The organism is Frigoribacterium sp. RIT-PI-h (genome assembly GCF_001297205.1).
Lineage (GTDB): Bacteria > Actinomycetota > Actinomycetes > Actinomycetales > Microbacteriaceae > Frigoribacterium.
In genome coordinates this window covers 42,033-57,291 of the sequence record NZ_LHOZ01000088.1, presented here as the reverse complement: position 1 = coordinate 57,291, position 15,259 = coordinate 42,033, and the positions used below count along the sequence as shown (strand labels likewise).

10 protein-coding genes and 1 riboswitch are annotated in these 15,259 nt (G+C 74.1%); of the genes, 4 read left to right on the top strand and 6 right to left on the bottom strand.

Translation table 11 applies throughout. The annotated features are described in order from the left end of the window. Window positions 1–324: 324 nt before the first annotated feature. A complete protein-coding gene (locus tag AEQ27_RS13415; RefSeq protein ID WP_054147122.1) occupies window positions 325–1,194 on the bottom strand; it encodes a tetrahydrofolate dehydrogenase/cyclohydrolase catalytic domain-containing protein in 870 nt (289 codons plus the stop codon). Between the two features lie 119 nt (window positions 1,195–1,313). After that, window positions 1,314–2,630 (bottom strand): serine hydroxymethyltransferase, encoded by a 1,317-nt coding sequence (gene glyA, locus AEQ27_RS13410; RefSeq protein WP_200908372.1) that lies wholly within the window; start codon window positions 2,628–2,630, stop codon window positions 1,314–1,316. 44 nt (window positions 2,631–2,674) lie between these two features. Next, window positions 2,675–2,758: riboswitch (ZMP/ZTP riboswitch) on the bottom strand. Between the two features lie 60 nt (window positions 2,759–2,818). Here glyA and clpS point away from each other — a divergent pair. Further along, window positions 2,819–3,124 (top strand): ATP-dependent Clp protease adapter ClpS, encoded by a 306-nt coding sequence (clpS, locus tag AEQ27_RS13405; RefSeq protein WP_082060201.1) that lies wholly within the window; start codon window positions 2,819–2,821, stop codon window positions 3,122–3,124. Next, window positions 3,121–3,597 carry a DUF2017 domain-containing protein gene (locus AEQ27_RS13400; protein WP_054147114.1) on the top strand — a complete coding sequence of 159 codons (477 nt, stop codon included), beginning with the start codon at window positions 3,121–3,123 and terminating at the stop codon, window positions 3,595–3,597. The genes clpS and AEQ27_RS13400 overlap by 4 nt, the downstream gene beginning before the upstream one ends. A 60-nt stretch (window positions 3,598–3,657) precedes the next feature. Here the strand turns inward: AEQ27_RS13400 and AEQ27_RS13395 are convergent, their stop codons facing one another. Beyond that, window positions 3,658–3,843, bottom strand: a complete 186-nt coding sequence (locus AEQ27_RS13395) for a PspC domain-containing protein (protein ID WP_054147120.1) — start codon at window positions 3,841–3,843, stop codon at window positions 3,658–3,660. A gap of 131 nt (window positions 3,844–3,974) precedes the next feature. Here AEQ27_RS13395 and AEQ27_RS13390 point away from each other — a divergent pair, with 131 nt between their 5' ends. Further along, entirely contained in the window at window positions 3,975–6,029 is a 2,055-nt protein-coding gene (locus AEQ27_RS13390; protein WP_054147113.1) for a serine/threonine-protein kinase, read from the top strand. A gap of 63 nt (window positions 6,030–6,092) precedes the next feature. On the opposite strand, the gene AEQ27_RS13385 is transcribed toward AEQ27_RS13390, so the two are convergent. The 3 genes from AEQ27_RS13385 to AEQ27_RS13375 form a co-directional block, all read right to left on the bottom strand. Continuing rightward, window positions 6,093–10,487, bottom strand: coding sequence for an FtsK/SpoIIIE domain-containing protein (locus AEQ27_RS13385; protein WP_369813661.1), 4,395 nt, complete (start codon window positions 10,485–10,487; stop codon window positions 6,093–6,095). Between the two features lie 85 nt (window positions 10,488–10,572). Beyond that, complete coding sequence (locus tag AEQ27_RS18375; RefSeq protein ID WP_054147112.1) at window positions 10,573–11,970, bottom strand: ABC transporter substrate-binding protein; 1,398 nt, start codon at window positions 11,968–11,970, stop codon at window positions 10,573–10,575. Next, window positions 11,967–14,792: a hypothetical protein gene (locus AEQ27_RS13375; protein ID WP_054147111.1), complete on the bottom strand. Its 2,826-nt coding sequence runs from the start codon at window positions 14,790–14,792 to the stop codon at window positions 11,967–11,969. The genes AEQ27_RS18375 and AEQ27_RS13375 overlap by 4 nt, the downstream gene beginning before the upstream one ends. A gap of 161 nt (window positions 14,793–14,953) precedes the next feature. Between AEQ27_RS13375 and AEQ27_RS13370 the strand changes: the two genes are divergently transcribed. Then, window positions 14,954–15,235, top strand: a complete 282-nt coding sequence (locus AEQ27_RS13370; RefSeq protein WP_054147110.1) for a hypothetical protein — start codon at window positions 14,954–14,956, stop codon at window positions 15,233–15,235. Window positions 15,236–15,259 lie beyond the last annotated feature (24 nt).

Below are 15,259 nucleotides of genomic sequence, written 5' to 3'. Positions count from 1 at the left end.
ATGTTTGTGCGGGGGCGGGAGGGGGCCCTTCCCCCACCCCGGCCCCAGGAGAGGGGCCCCGCACCCGGGGGGGGGCACAGCCACCAGGGGAAAACCTGGCGCTGTGCCCATCTACTGGCGTGGTGGGCCAGCGGCGGCGTTCCCCGCCACGAGGTAAACACCCCGCCACACGATTGCATGGCGGCATGTTTGGTTCGTGGCGGGATGAGGGCACTTCCCCGACCCAGCACCACGAGATGGGCACCGCACCACGGGATGGGCACAGCACCAGGGGAAAACCTGGCGCTGTGCCCATCTTCTGGCGTGGTGGGTGCAGCCGGGCCGTCAGGGTCGCTCGGCGGCCTCGACCACGTTCTTCAGCAGCATCGCCCGGGTCATCGGCCCGACCCCACCCGGCACGGGCGACTGGAAGCCCGCCACCGCGGCGACCGCGGGGTCGACGTCCCCGCGCAGCTTGTACTTGCCCGTCTCCTCGTTCAGCACGCGGGTGATGCCGACGTCGATCACGGCGGCCCCGGGCTTCACCCAGTCCGGCTTGACCAGCCCGGCGACACCCGCGGCGGCCACGACGATGTCGGCCCCGCGCACCTCGGCGGCCCCGCCGCCCGCCCGCGAGTGCGTCAGCGTCGCCGCCGCCTCGAGGCGGGGCAGCAGCAGGCCGAGCGGGCGCCCCACCGTCAGCCCCTGCCCGATGATCGTCACGTGCGTCCCCCCGATCGGGATGTCGTAGGCACGCAGCATCTCGACGATGCCGCGCGGCGTGCACGGCAGGGGCGTGTCGATCGAGCCCTTGCCACCCGGCACCGCCAGCACCAACTCGCCGAGGTTGACCGGGTGCAGGCCGTCGGCGTCCTTGGCCGGGTCCATCAACTCGAGCATGGCCGTCGGGTCGATGCCGGCGGGCAGCGGCAGCTGGATGATGAACGCCGTGACCGCGGGGTCGGCGTTCATCGTCTCGATCGCCTGACGGATCTCGTCCTCGGTCGCCGTCTCGGGCAGGTCGATGCGGATCGACTCGATGCCCACCTCGGCGCAGTCGCGGTGCTTGCCCGCGACGTACGACAACGAGCCGGGGTTCGCCCCGACGAGGATCGTGCCGAGCCCCGGCGCGATGCCACGGGATTTGAGGGCGTCCACCCGGAGGCGCAGGTCGTCCTTGACGGCGGCGGCCAGAGCCGTCCCGTCGATGGTCACCGCCGACGAGTCGTCTCCGGGGACGAATCGGGTGCGTTCGACGCCCCCCGCGCCTCCCGCGCCTCCCGCCGAGGCCCTGCCCCCGACGCCCGCCGGAGCCCCGGCCGTGACGTCAGTGCTCACGCGTAGAGCGGGAACGCGTCGGTCAGTGCCTTGACGCGGGCCGCGAGGGCCTCGATGTCGGGCGACGGCATCAGCGTGAGCGCGATGATGTCGGCGACCTCGGCGAACTCGTCGTCCGAGAAGCCGCGGGTGGCGAGCGCCGACGTCCCGATGCGCACGCCCGAGGTGACCATCGGCGGGCGAGGGTCCCACGGCACCGAGTTGCGGTTCACCGTGATGCCGACGTCGTGCAGCAGGTTCTCGGCCTGCTTGCCGTCGACCTCGCTGGCGCGCAGGTCGACGAGCACCAGGTGCACGTCGGTGCCACCGGTCAGCACGTCCACCCCGGCGGCCTTGGCGTCGTCGGCGGTCAGGCGGGCGGCGAGGGCCTGGGCACCGCGGATGGTGCGCTCTTGACGGTCCTTGAACTCGGGCTCGGCGGCGAGCTTGAACGCCGTCGCCTTGGCCGCGATGACGTGCATCAGCGGGCCACCCTGCTGGCCGGGGAACACGGCCGAGTTGAGCTTCTTGAACAGCGGCTCGTGGTTCGAGAGGATCACGCCCGAACGGGGACCCGCGAGGGTCTTGTGCACGGTCGACGAGACGACGTGCGCGTGCGGCAGGGGCGACGGGTGCAGGCCCGCGGCGACCAGGCCGGCGAAGTGCGCCATGTCGACCCAGAGGTAGGCACCCACCTCGTCGGCGATGGCACGGAAGGCCGCGAAGTCGAGTTGACGGGGGTAGGCCGACCAGCCGGCGATGATGACCTTGGGCTGGTGCTCGATCGCCTGGCGACGGACGACGTCCATGTCGATCAGATAGGTCTCGGGGTCGACCTCGTAGGCCACGGCCTTGTACATCTTGCCCGAGAAGTTGAGCTTCATGCCGTGGGTCAGGTGACCGCCGTGCGACAGCTCGAGGCCGAGGATCGTGTCGCCGATGTCGGCGATCGCGGCGAGGACGGCGGCGTTCGCCTGGGCGCCCGAGTGGGGCTGCACGTTGGCGAACTCGGCGCCGAAGAGCGACTTGGCGCGCTCGATCGCGAGGTTCTCGGCGACGTCGACGAATTCGCAGCCCCCGTAGTAGCGGCGACCCGGGTAGCCCTCGGCGTACTTGTTGGTCAGCACCGAGCCCTGCGACTCGAGCACGGCGCGCGGCACGAAGTTCTCGGAGGCGATCATCTCGAGGTAGTCGCGCTGGCGCCCGAGCTCTTGCTCGAGGACGGCCGCGATCTCGGGGTCGACGACCGAGAGCGGCTGGTTGAAGGTCGACGGCTGGCGGTCGGTCGACTCGGCGGACGAGGCGGCGGTCTGGGCGCTGGTCTGGTCGGAGATGGTCACGGAGGACTCCTTGGCACACGGGACGGACGGAGGTCGGATGTCGTGGCCCAGGCGTACGGCCACGCACGTGTGTCAGTCGCTCCCCGATGGTGACCATCTGAACGCCAGTCGCGACCCGCCCAGCATAACAAGACGACCTCCGGCCGGGAACCCGCTCGGCGACCGTGTGACACCCTGGACGGGTGAGCCCCACCCTCGACGACACCCGCACGGGAACGGAGGCCGACCCGCGCCTCCTGACCTCGCCCGACACCCCCTGGGTGACGCTCGTCTGGGACGACCCGGTCAACCTGATGACCTACGTCACCCACGTCTTCGAGACCTACTTCGGCTTCGGCCGGGCCGAGGCGAAGCGCCTCATGATGCGCGTGCACACCGAGGGCCGTGCGGTCGTCGCCACGGGCAACCGCGAAGAGATGGAGCGGCACGTCGAGGCCATGCACGACTACGGCCTGTGGGCGACCCTCGCGAAGCAGGACGAGGCGTGACGCTCGTGCCGTTCGTCCGCTCTCGGGGCGGCGACGAGGTCCGCGTGCGGCTCGACGCCGACGAGCGGGCGCTGCTCACCGACCTGGTCGGTCAGCTGGTGTCGCTGCTCGAGGCCGGGGACGAGGGCGATCCGGCCCTGGCGCGCCTCCTGCCGGCGGCGTACCGCGACGACGCCGAGGCGGCGGCGGAGTTCCGCCGGTTCACGGCCGACGACCTGACACGGCGCAAGGTCGAGAACGGCCGCGCGGTGCTGGCGGCGCTCGGCGAACCGGGCTCGACGCTCGACCGCGCGGCACAGCAGTCGTGGCTGCGCACCCTGAACGACCTGCGGCTCACCCTCGGCGAGCGCCTCGGGGTCACGGGCGAGGGCGTCCCCGCGAGCGACGACAGGCAACTGCAGGCGATGGGGCACGTCTTCGACTGGCTGGGCTACCTGCAGGAGGCGCTGCTGCGGTCCCTGCCCGAGGGCTGACGCAGCGCCCACCGCCGAGCGGCCTGCGGCCCGCGATCACGCGCGCCGCGAGGTGAGGGGCTAGCGGTTCTCCTTCGGGAACACGACCCAGAGCACGAGGTACACGAGCACCTGCGGGCCGGGGAGGATGATCGACAGCACGAAGATCAGCCGCACCAGGAAGGCACTGATGCCGAAGCGGTTCGCGAGGGCGGCGCAGACCCCGGCGATGATCTTGCCGCGGCGGGGACGAGTGAGGGAGGCCATGCCCCCGAGCATGCCAGCCACGCCTGCCCGACGCCCGGGAGCCGCGGCCGGACGGCTCGCGGCCGCCGCCCTAGGATGATGCCGGGGGCAGACAGGTCGGCCCCGTCGTCGTGTCGAGACAAGGGGAAGCAGTGGCGCAGTCGCGGTCCGGTGACGCCCTCGGCGCGTCGTACCGTCTGGTCGAGCTGATCGGGTCGGGCGCCGCCGGCGAGGTCTGGCGCGCGACGGTCGCCCCCGACGACGACGAGGTCGCCGCGAAGCTGCTCAAGCCCGAGCACGCGGCCGACCCCGGCCTGGTCGAACGCTTCGTGCGGGAACGCTCCGTGCTCGTCTCGCTGCGCCATCCCGGCATCGTGCGCGTCCGCGACCTCGTGGTCGAAGGCGAGCGCCTGGCCATCGTCATGGACCTCGTGCCCGGCGGCTCGGTCGGCGACGTGGTCGCGGCCGACGCCCCCCTGGCCGCCGCCGCCGCCCTCACCGTCGCCGCCGAGGTGCTCGACGCCCTCGCCGCGGCCCACGCCCTCGCCGGCTCGCACCGCGACGTCAAGCCCGACAACGTGCTGCTCGCCGAGACCTGGCGCCCCGGGCTGACCGGTGCGGTGCGCGTGACCGACTTCGGCATCGCCTCGGTGGTCGGCGAGCGCGCCCGCCAGACGACGGGGCTGCTCGGCACGCCGCAGTACATGGCCCCCGAGCTGATCAGCACGGGTCGATCCGGGCCCGCGGGCGACGTGTACGCGACCGGGGTGATGCTCTACGAGCTGCTCGCCGGCCGCACGCCCTTCGCCGGCCCCGGCACCGACTTCTCGATCGCCTACCGGCATGTGACCTCGAGTCCGCCCCGCATCGACGTGCCCGACGACGTCTGGGCCGCGGTCGAGGCGATGCTCGCGAAGGACCCGTCCGCGCGACCGGCCGCCCCGGTCGCCGCCGCGCGCCTCCGTCGGCTGGCGCAGGCCCATGCGGGTCTGGCCGCCCTCCCCCGGGCGACCGCCCCGGACGGCTTCGACGAGATCGAGCGACCGGCCACGATCGTCCGTGGTGCTGCGGCCGGGCCCGTCGCCGGAACCGGCCCGGACTCCCCCGACGGAGGCGCGGGTCGAGACGACCACGCACCCCGCGACGGCGAGGCCGCGGACCAGGAGGCGCGCCCCGACCTGGGCACGGACGGCTCGGCGACCGTCGTGCGGCCCCTCCGCCGCCCGGTCGTCGCCCCGGCCCCGGTCAAGGAGGCTCCCCCGGCGACCCGGGTCGAGGCCCTGCTCCGGCACCGCCCGGAGTGGCTGACCAACAGGATCGCCGCGTGGGCCGCCGGTGGCGTCGTGCTCGCCGCGGCCCTCGTCGTCGTGCTGGTCGTGCTGGTGCCCGGCTCGTCGGCCCCGAAGAAGGACGGCGGGTCCGGCGCCGAGGCGGCCCGGTCGAACCAACAGGACCCCGCCCTGCCGAGCGGTCTCGGGGTCAGCCGGACGGCGACCTCCGATTCCGACGCCGGGACGGTGACGCTCACCGTGACCTACTCGGCGCAGGCCGCGCCGCTGACCGGACCGCTGCTCGAGGTCGTGCCGGGGGCGACCGAGGACGACAGCTGTCCGCCGGTCGACTGGCGCGCGCCCTCGGGCACGGTGTCGGCCGCGCGCAACCAACCGTCGCTGACGGGGTTGACGGTGGCCTGCGGCTGGACGTTGTCCGACCTCGAGGTGCCCGCGGGCGGCCGGGTCGAGGTCGAGGCGACGGTGCCGCTCGAGCTCACCGACGCCGCGGCGCTCGACGAGTGGCTGCAGACGGCCTCGACGGCCACGGCCGACGCCGTCTCCGACCCGGCCGTGACCGGGACGGCCTACCCGGTGCAGCGCCTGGTCGACGTGCAGGTGTCGACCCCGTCGCGCACGGTCAGCCAGACGACGTTGCCCGTCACCCTGCTGCCGGTGTGGCCGAGCGGCCCCGACCAGCTCAACCCGCTCTACGCGAGCCCGAGCACGGGGTCGCCGTCCACCATGCTGACCGACGTCGCAGGAGGCGAGGCCGGTGTCCGGTTCTCGGACGGGTGCTCGGGCGCCCTGGCCGTCTCGTCGGACGGCCTGGTCGTCACCGCGCTGTCGGTCGCCCCGCAGTGCGTGGTGCGGGCCACGGTCGGCAACTTCACGAACCTCGAGAGCCCGACGTTCGGCATCACGACCCGCGAATGACCCGCGGGGCCGAGCCGACGAACGCCGGCGCGGCGAACCTCGGCGCCACGGCGCCGCAGCCCGTCAGGCGCTGGGGCTGATGGTCTGCACGAGCCGCACCGCGCCTCCCACGCAGGAGTAACCGCGCCCCGTCGTCAGGGCGACGGGTGCGCGCCTCGGCAGGGTCACCCCGAGCAGCTCGCCGTCGTAGTCGACGTCGGGCTGCAGCAGGACGCCGCAGCGGGCCTTGCGGACGGTCTTCGTCCAGTGGCTGTAGAGGGTGCGCAGGTCGGCCGAGCGCCCGGCGGCGATCACCGTGAGCTTCGACCGGTTCGACGACAGCAGCGACGCGATCGCCTGGTCGGTGTCGTCGAAGCGCTCGGCGTCGTCGATCAGCAGCACGACGGGGCCGCGTTCGAGGCGCAGCGAGGCGAGCAGGGCCGGCACCTCGTCGGCTCCGACGGCGACCCGGTCGAGGTCGGCCGAGGCCAGCGGCGAGCGTCGGTCGACGATGGCCCAGAGTGCGGGCCGGCCACCCGGCGAACCTGCGGCCGAGCCCCCCGGCAGCGACCGGATCGACTCGGCGAGGGCGCACAGCACGGTCGACTTGCCCGACCGCGCGGGCCCGGCGACGAGGACGTGCTCGCCCTCGTAGACCTCGAGCGTCGCGGGCGTGAGGTCGTCCTCGCCGAGGCCGATGGGCAGCAGCCACGGCTCGCCCGAGAAGTCGGGGGCGACGTCGAGCTCGTCGACGCGCACGTCGTCGGGCAGCTGTCCGATGGCGTTGGCCTTCTGCGGCGTGCCGGCCCAGCGCTCGCGCACCCGGGCCACGGCCTGCTCGAGCGTGCCCGGGGGCGTCGCCACGTGCATCTGCAGACCGGTCAGCGCGCTCACGCAGCGCCCCGGAACGGCCGCGGGGACGCTGCCGCCGCGGAGGCCGTACGTCGCGTAGTCGTACTGGTCGGCCAGGCGGAACAGCCACTTCTGCGTGGTCACCTCGTCCATGGCCGACGGCACGGCCTTGGCGCGCGTCGTCGAGACCGCGAACGAGATGCCGAGCCCCGGACCGTCGGCGTAAACGCGGTACAGCACGTCGAGCAGCTGCTGACCCTCGTAGTCCTGGTACTCGTCGCGCAGGGCGGCGAGGCCGTCGAGCAGGACGATCGCGCGCCTCCTGGTCCCCGGTGCGGCACGGCGCAGCTCGAGCTCGGTGCGTAGGTGCCGGAGGAACCGCGCCTGCTGCTCCTTCGCTCCGGCGCCCGTGCCGACGTAGGCGACGGTGTGCGGCAGGTCGGCCAGCGGGGCGAGCCCCCGAGAGCCGAGGTCGAGCACGTAGAGGTCGAGCTCGTCGGGCGGGCTCTCGAGCGCCGTGGTGAGGGCGATCGTCGCGAGCGTCGTCGTGGTGCCGCTGCCGGCGATGCCCATCAGCATGAGGTTGCCCTCGTCGAGGCGCCAACCGGCCGGACTCTGGCGTTGCAGGTCGGGCTCGTCGACGAGGGCCGCGGCGACCAGGGGGCCGCGGACTCCCCCGACGACGGGGACCGGGGCCGAGGCCGGGGCCGTCTCCGACACGGGCCCGTCGGGCGTGCCCTCGCCGGCCTGCGCCGTCTCGAAGCCCGCCAGCGCGACCCGCTCGCCCAGCGCCTCCGGCCAGACCTTGCGCGGCGGCGCGAAGCCCGCCTCGGCGTCGGCCTGCACGATCGCGTCGATCAGCAGGTCGAGGTCGTTCGCGTCGGACGCCCGGGCCTTCGGAGGCGCGGGGGGCCGGTCGGGGACGCCGAACGTCCCGATCGGACGCACCTCGACCGGCTCGGCCGCGACCGTCTGGGCGCGGCCGGTGACGAGGGCGGTCTGCACCGGCGTGATGTCGTCCTGGCCGAGCTTCACGTAGGCGCGACCGGTCTGGGCCCGGCCGATGCCCGCGGCCGCGGGGACGCCGATCACGTTGCTCGAGTCCTCGCGGCTCTGCACCCGCAACGCCACGCGGAGGTTCGTGTTGGCCAGGATGTCGTCGTTGACCACGCCGGCGGGCCGCTGCGTGGCGAGGATCATGTGCACGCCGAGCGGGCGCCCGACGGCCGCGACGCTGACCAGCGAGGTCAGCACGTCGGGGAAGTCCTTGGCGAGCATCGCGAACTCGTCGACCACCAGCAGGAGGCGCGGCATCGGTTCCGCAGGACGCGTCGCCAGGAACGCGTCCAGGGTGTCGACGTCGTCGCCCGCCTGGGCGAAGACGCGCTGGCGGCGCTCCATCTCGGCCTCGAGCGAGCGCAGGGCGCGGTCGGCGAGCTGCTCGTCGAGGTTGCTGATCGTGCCGATGGTGTGCGGCAGGCGTTCGCAGGCCTTGAACGCGGCCCCGCCCTTGAAGTCGATCAACACGAAGTTGAGGCGGGTCGGGTCGTTGCGCGCCGCGAGGCCCGCGACGAGCGACCGGAGGAACTCGCTCTTGCCCGAGCCGGTCGTGCCGCCGACGAGCCCGTGCGGGCCGTCCTTCACGAGGTCGAGGGTGAGCACGCCGGTCTCGGCCGAGCCGATCGGCGTCGAGACGCCGGACGGTTCGGACCACAGGGCGCGGATCGCCGCGGCGTCGGGTGCCCCCGTCGCCTCGGCCGCCTCGGTGCCGAGCAGCTCGGGCAGGCGCACGAGGGAGGGCAGCGAGGCACCGGGCACGATCAGCTCGGGGTCGTCGAGGTGGGCCAGGTGGCGGGCGCAGTCCTCGGCGTCGGCCAGGGAGACCCCGGCCAGGACGACGTCGTCGACGCGGGAGCGGTCCTCGGGGCGGTGGACGGTCGCGGCCGCGTCCTCGCCGACGACGATGACCGAGGTGCAGGCCGCCGGAAGCTGCTCCTCGGTGGTGGCGATGACGATGCCGCTGACCCGGTGCGGGCGCTCGTGCGGACGCAGCGTGAGGCCGGGCACCGAGCGGCCGTGGCCGAGCAGCGACCGGGCGGGGGCGTCGCGCCCCTCGGTCAGCACCTCGCTGTCGAGGACGACGAGCAGGGCCGGGGTCGGCAGCTCGTCGACCGACTCGCGCAGACCGCGCAGGATCGACGCGCTCGCCTCGCGCTGGTTCGACATCCACCGTTCGCCCGTGCTGCTGCCGGCGCGACGGGTGTGCGGCAGCCAGGACGCCCACTCCCAGTCGGCCTCGCGACCGCGGTCGCAGAACACCCCGACGGTGAGGTCGGCGGGGCCGCCGTGCACGGTCGCCTGGGCGAGCAGGCTGCGCGCCAGGGCGAGGGCACCTGCGCGGTCGCCGACGATGCCGACCACGCCCGCGTCGGTCAGGTCGACGACGACCGGGGCGGCCGGCAGACGGCCGGCGGCCAGCGCCTCCTTGACGGCCTCGTCCTGTCGCGAGACGCCGCGGTCGTCGACCTGCGGACGCCAGGGCACGTCGCCGATGCCGGCGTGTAGGGCGAGGAAGTCGTCGTCGGCCGCCCGCCGCTGCCAGAGCTGCGTCGTGGGCAGGGCGGCGCGACGCAAGACGGTCGCGGGGTCGGGTGCGAGCTCCTGTCGACGCCGGACCTCGTGGGCGGCGGCCGTCGCGATCTCGCCGCGGAAGTCGTCGACGGCCGCGTCGAAACGCTCCTCTTCTTCCTTGAGGTTCTTCTTGCGGCGCTGCTTCTGCTCGAACCACATGCCGATCGCCATGACCGGGCTGAGCAGCGCGAAGAGCGCGAACCGGGCGTCGCCGAGCAGCAGGACCATCGCCCCGGCCAGCACCAGCGGTGCGGCGACCGTGATGATGCTGAACTTCGAGGCGGGCGGGACGTCCTTGCGCGTCGGCGGGAGCACCGGCTCGGTGTCGTCCACGCGACCGGGGCGGGGCGGACGGTTGAAAGGCGCGGTCGCGGCGGGGGTCAGGTTGTGCAGGGCGCCGGGTGCCGGGGCGGGCGTCTCGGCGAGCTCGGGCCGCACGATGAGCACGGCACCGCCGACGAGGACGGTCGTGGCCTCGTCGACGTGCACGCCGTCGGCGTCGACGCGTTCGCCGGCGACCACGGTGCCGTTGGTCGAGCCCGCGTCGCGGATGCGGACGCCGTCGGTCGCGGCGCGGTCGCCCGCGCCGGCGTCGTCGCCCGCGTCGGCGTCGCCCTGGTCGAGCTCGATCGTGCAGTGCTCCCACGACGCGCTGGCGGTGGGCAGCACGAGGTCGGCCTGGGGCGCGCGACCGACGACGAGCGGTCGGCCCCGGGGCACCTCGACGACCGGGCCGACGGTGAGTCCCCCGGCGAGGGTGACGCTCCAGCCGGTGACGCGGGTCGGTCGGCGGCTGGGCGTGCGGGCGACGCGCGACCCCTCGAGCAGCGTGAGCTCGCGCAGCGGGGTCGCCACCGGGACGGCCGAGCCGTCGACGTAGAGGTCGCCGTCGGCGGCGACCGTGGCCCCGGTCGACTCGACCAGCTCGCCCAGGGTGGCTGCACCGCGCCACCGGTCGACCGCGACGCTCTGCCGCTGGTCGGCCAGCTCGATCACCAGGCGCGTGCGGGTCGTCCTCTCGTGCGGTCGGGGCGGCGTCGGGGCGACGCGCTGCGGGTCGGCCGACCGGCCCGCGGGGGTGTCAGTTCGTGGCCGGGTCGGCGAACCAGACGATGCGCGACTCGCCGTCGGCGGTCGGTCGCAGTCCGAGCGGCTGCGACGAGGCGTGCAGCACCTCGAGCTCGCCGCCGCCGGCGGCCGTGCCCGCGGTGAAGTCGAGCGCGGGGCCCGCGACGCCGTCGGCCGCACCGAGCGAGAGCGACGACAGCGCGGGGGGCACCTCGGCGGGGGCGACGCAGGCGGCGGTCGCGGCGGCCCGGCCCAGGGCCGCGGCGGCGTCGGGGCTGCGCGGGTCGGCCGGGGCGGCGACCGCCGAGAAGGGTTGGTCATCGGTCAGGTTGGTCGCCGCGTCGTCGGAGGCGAGCACCCGGACGGCGCCGAGGTACGCCGACATCGATCGCCCCGCGGCGTCGGAGCGCAGCGCGACGGCGTCGTCCGAGTCGACGCCGACCGTGACGAAGCCGCTCGAGAGACTGCCACCGCCGGCACTCAGCGCCGTCGAGAAGGCCGGGCTCGTCGCATCGGGGGTGAGCAGGACGGGGACGCGGAGGTCGGTGGCCTGCAGCGCCGAGACGAGGCCCGCCTGGCGAGCGGCCGAGCCGCTGAGCACCACGGCGTCGGACGGGTCGGTGACGGGCTCGGGAGCCTCGGTCGTGGCGTCGGGGTCGTCGAGCGGCGCCGCGGAACCCGTCAGTCGGGCGACCTCGTCGGCGACGGCGGTGTCGTCGCCGATCGTCGAGGCCGTGAGCACGCGGGCGACCTCGACGCCGACCGGTGAGCCGCCTCCGAGGTCGACGACGAGCGTCTTCCGGGCGTCGCCCAGGGCCGCGGCGAGGGCCGCCCCGGTGGTGGCCTGCGACGGAGCGGTGGACCAGGCGCCCGAGACACCGTCGGCTTCGTCGGACGCGCCGTAGGGCAGCACGACGGGGACGCCGGCGTCGCTCGCCGCGTCGAGGGCACCGGACACGTGCGAGCCCGAGGTGGCGAGGGCGATGCCGGCGACACCCTGGTCGACGAGGGATTCCACGGCCGCGCGGGCGCCGTCGGTGGTGCCGCCGTCGTCGACGGTCACGAGCGAGACGTCGGCACCACCGAGCTCGAAGCGGCGTTCGGCGACGCGGGCCCCCTGGGCGGCCCCGTTCCACTCGGAACCCTCGCCCTGCCCCAGCGTCAGGACGACGCCGAGCCGGGTGTCGTCGGGCAGCCCGGAGGCGGTCAGTGCGACGGGCACCGAGGCCGGCACGGGGGCCGCCTCGGGTTGGCGGTCGGCGCGGACGGCCACGCCGGCGGCCACCGACGCGGCAGCGACCACGGCCACCCCGGCCACGATGGCGACGATGGTGAGGCGCGGTGTGCGCCGACGACGCGTCGCCGCGTCGCTGGGCGTGTCGGTCGTCACGTCGTCGGCCGCGTGGCTCATCGGGTCGCTCCGATCGTGAAGGCGTACAGCGTGGTCGACGTGGCACCCGAGGGCACGTCGAGGTGGAACGCGGGCAGGCTCGCGGCCGCCTCGACCGACGCCGTGAACTGTGCCTGGCGCAGCATGATGCCGGCGATGTCGTCGGCTCGGACGTTCGCGTAGCCCGAGGCGTTCTTCGACGCGAGGGCCAGCTGGTAGTCGGCCGTGTCGGCCTTCGCGGCGCTGGTCGCCATCGCCCCGAGGATGCCCGAGCCGTCGACCTCGCGGTCTCCGAGGTCGAGCAGCACCGCGGCGAGGTCGGCGGCCAACAAGGTGCGGGCTCCCTCGACGTCGCGGGTGGACGACGCCGTGCTCTGGCCGATGCGCTCCAACGACGCGACGGTCTGCTGGTCGAGCGCCGCGGTCAGGCCGTCGGTCTGCTCGCCGAGGGCACCGCGCTGCTGCTCGATCGTCGCCTTGGAGTCGCCCATGACGACGTCGGAGGTCGACTCGAGGCCGGCGATGGACCGGTCGAACGCGTCGACCACCGTCTGACGGCTGATCGCGCCCTGCTCGGAGACGACGCGGACCTGCTGTCCGACGACGGCCTTCACCTGCTCGTCGGCCTCGCTGCCGGCGTTCTCGAACGCGTCCTGCACCTGCGCGGCGAGGGTGTCCTGCTGGGTCTTGACGTCGTTCAGGCGGTCGAGGAGGCGCGCTCCGTCGGTCAGGGCGGCATCGGTCTCGGCGCGCAGCCGGTCGACCGAGCCGCCGACCGAGCCGTCGTTGCCCTCCACCGCGTCGTGGACGTCGTCGACCGCGTCGCGCAGCGTCTGGATGCGCTCGTCGAGGGCCGTCAACGAGGCGCCGAGCCCCTGCGTGGTGTCGCGGGTGTCCGTCGCGGTGACCACGGCGTCCCACGCCGCGGCCTGGTCGGCCAGGCGGGCGTCCATCGGTTGCGAGTACGGGAACGGCGGCCGGAGGGTGGCGGGCTCGGGAGCGGGTTCGCCCGACCCGTCGTCGGCCACCGGGCAGCCCTGATCGGTCAGGTACGACCGCAGGCGCTCGACCTGGTCGAGCGAGAGACCGGTCTCGTCCCCGTCGGCGCGCACGACCTCGCAGAGCTCGTCCGCGATCTCGGCGTTCTGTGCCTGCATCGAGCCGAGCGTGTCGGCGTCACCGATCTGCTGACGGGCCCGCGAGGCACGGTCGTGCAGGTCGCTCACCTGGCCGCGGACCGTGCCTGCACCGGTCGCGACCGACTCGACGGCCGTGTCGAGGGCGGCCAACGACGTCGCCACGTCCGCCCGCGAGGGGTCGGTGGCGAGGCCGGAGAGCTCGGTCTGGATCGCCGTCAGGTTCGCCTCGAGGTCGGTGTACCGGTCGATGGCGTTCTGGGCGAGCTCGGGCTGAAGCGAGTCGGCGAGGTCGGTCCCCTGGTCGACGAGGCCGATGAGGGCGTCCGTGACGAGGTAGGACGACGCGAACAGCGAGCAGGTCAACGACTGCTGGTCGACGCACGACTCGAGGTCGGGCTCGGCCGGGCCCACCGTGCGGTCGAGGGCCGCGGCGACCTCGTCGCGGCAGGCCTCGTTCGACTGGGCGTACCCGTCGAGCTGGGCCGACACCTGCAGCAGGCTGCCGTAGACGCTGGAGGCCTGGGCGGGCGGGGCGACGACCGTCGCGCACCCCTCGCCGTCGAGCGTCACGGTCGGGGCCGTCGCCGTCGTGTCGCCCAGCAGCGAGTCGACGCTGGCGACCGTCGTCTGCAGCTGCGACCGGACGGTCGACTGGGTCGACGTGACCGTCGAACCGAGGTCGGATTCGAGTGACGTCAGCTGACCGGTGAGCCCCTGCATCGTGCTCGCCAGCGACGAGCTGCTGTCCCGCAGTTGCTCGGCCGTCCGGACACCGAGGGTGTCGGACGTGCTGACCAGGTTGGTGCGCACCTCGGTGATGGTCTCGCCGGCGCGGCTGAGCACGAGGTTGACGTCGGACACCAGGTCGATGGTGCGCTGCTGCAGGGCCAGGTCGGAGGTCGGGCTCGAGTCGAACGCCGACGCGAGCACGCCGTCGACCGAGAGGTCGGTCGACAGGCCCGCCTGTGCGGCGAGGTCGAACGTGGGAGCCGCGAGGTCGTCGGCGTCCACGACGAGGGGCAGCGGCGTGCTCGCTCCCGAGCGGGGCGGGGCCAGCAGGGCGCCCCACTGGACCACGGCGTCGCCCGAGGCGTCCGCGCTGACGATGCCGTCGGGCGTGGCACCGCCGGCCGCCGAGTCGGGCACGACGGCGCTCGGCGAGCCACCGGGCAGCACGGGCGCGGCCGCGGCGCTGCGGGGGGCGCCCACCCGGGCGGGGCCGGCGCGCGCGGTGCCCGCCGCGTCGTGGGTGAGCTGCTGCGGGGCGACGGTGAGGTTCTCGACGGTGAGGTCGATCTCGACCCGGCCGTCGTGCCCCTCGAGGTCGGCCAGGTCGGAGCCCGAGCCGTCGGCGGTGCGGTACGACGTGGTGACGCGGATCGGCAGGGCGTCGGCGACGTCGGACGGCGTGTGCACGGTGGTCGCGGACGTCGACGTGCCGGTGCTGTCGTCGACCGAGATCGCGGTGCTGTCGACGGCGGTGATCGACCCGTCGCTCGACAGCGATGTCTCGACGGTCTGCAGGACGCGGGTCGGGGTGGCCCCCGCGGGCGCGGCCGAGGTGCAACCCGTCGCCACGGCGGCGACGACCCCCACGACGCCGACCAGGGCGATCGCCCGGCCGTGTCTCCGTGGCGCGACGACGCCGTGCGTCGCTCGGTTCGAGCGCGCGACGGCGTTCTTGTGTGGTGCTCCCCAGGTCATGACGACCAGTCCCCTCGTGATGACAATCTTGCCGCCACCCTACTGGACCCCCTCCACAGACGGATCGGTCAGGTACCCCCAACATGAGGTACTGTCGGACGCGTTCGAGCCCCCGGGGGAGGTCTGACGCGGGGGCGTCATCAACCACAGGGGAGTCCCACATGTCACGCGTTCTTTCGACCGAGCAGGCCAAGACGGCCATCAACCAGGTCCAGGGCATCATCAACGGCGGTTTCACCGACCAGATCAGCCAGCTCGACGCGCAGGGCCGCATCCTGTCCGACCCCAACGTCTGGGACGGCCCCCTCGCCGCGACGTTCCGTGGTTCGACCTGGCCCGAGACCAAGGCCGCCCTCGACAAGGCCAAGACCGAACTCGAGCAGCTGCGCACCCAGCTCGACAAGATCTCGCAGGACATCTTCTCCGCCGGCGGCGGCGCCTGACCGGAGAGCACCACCCGGCGCGCA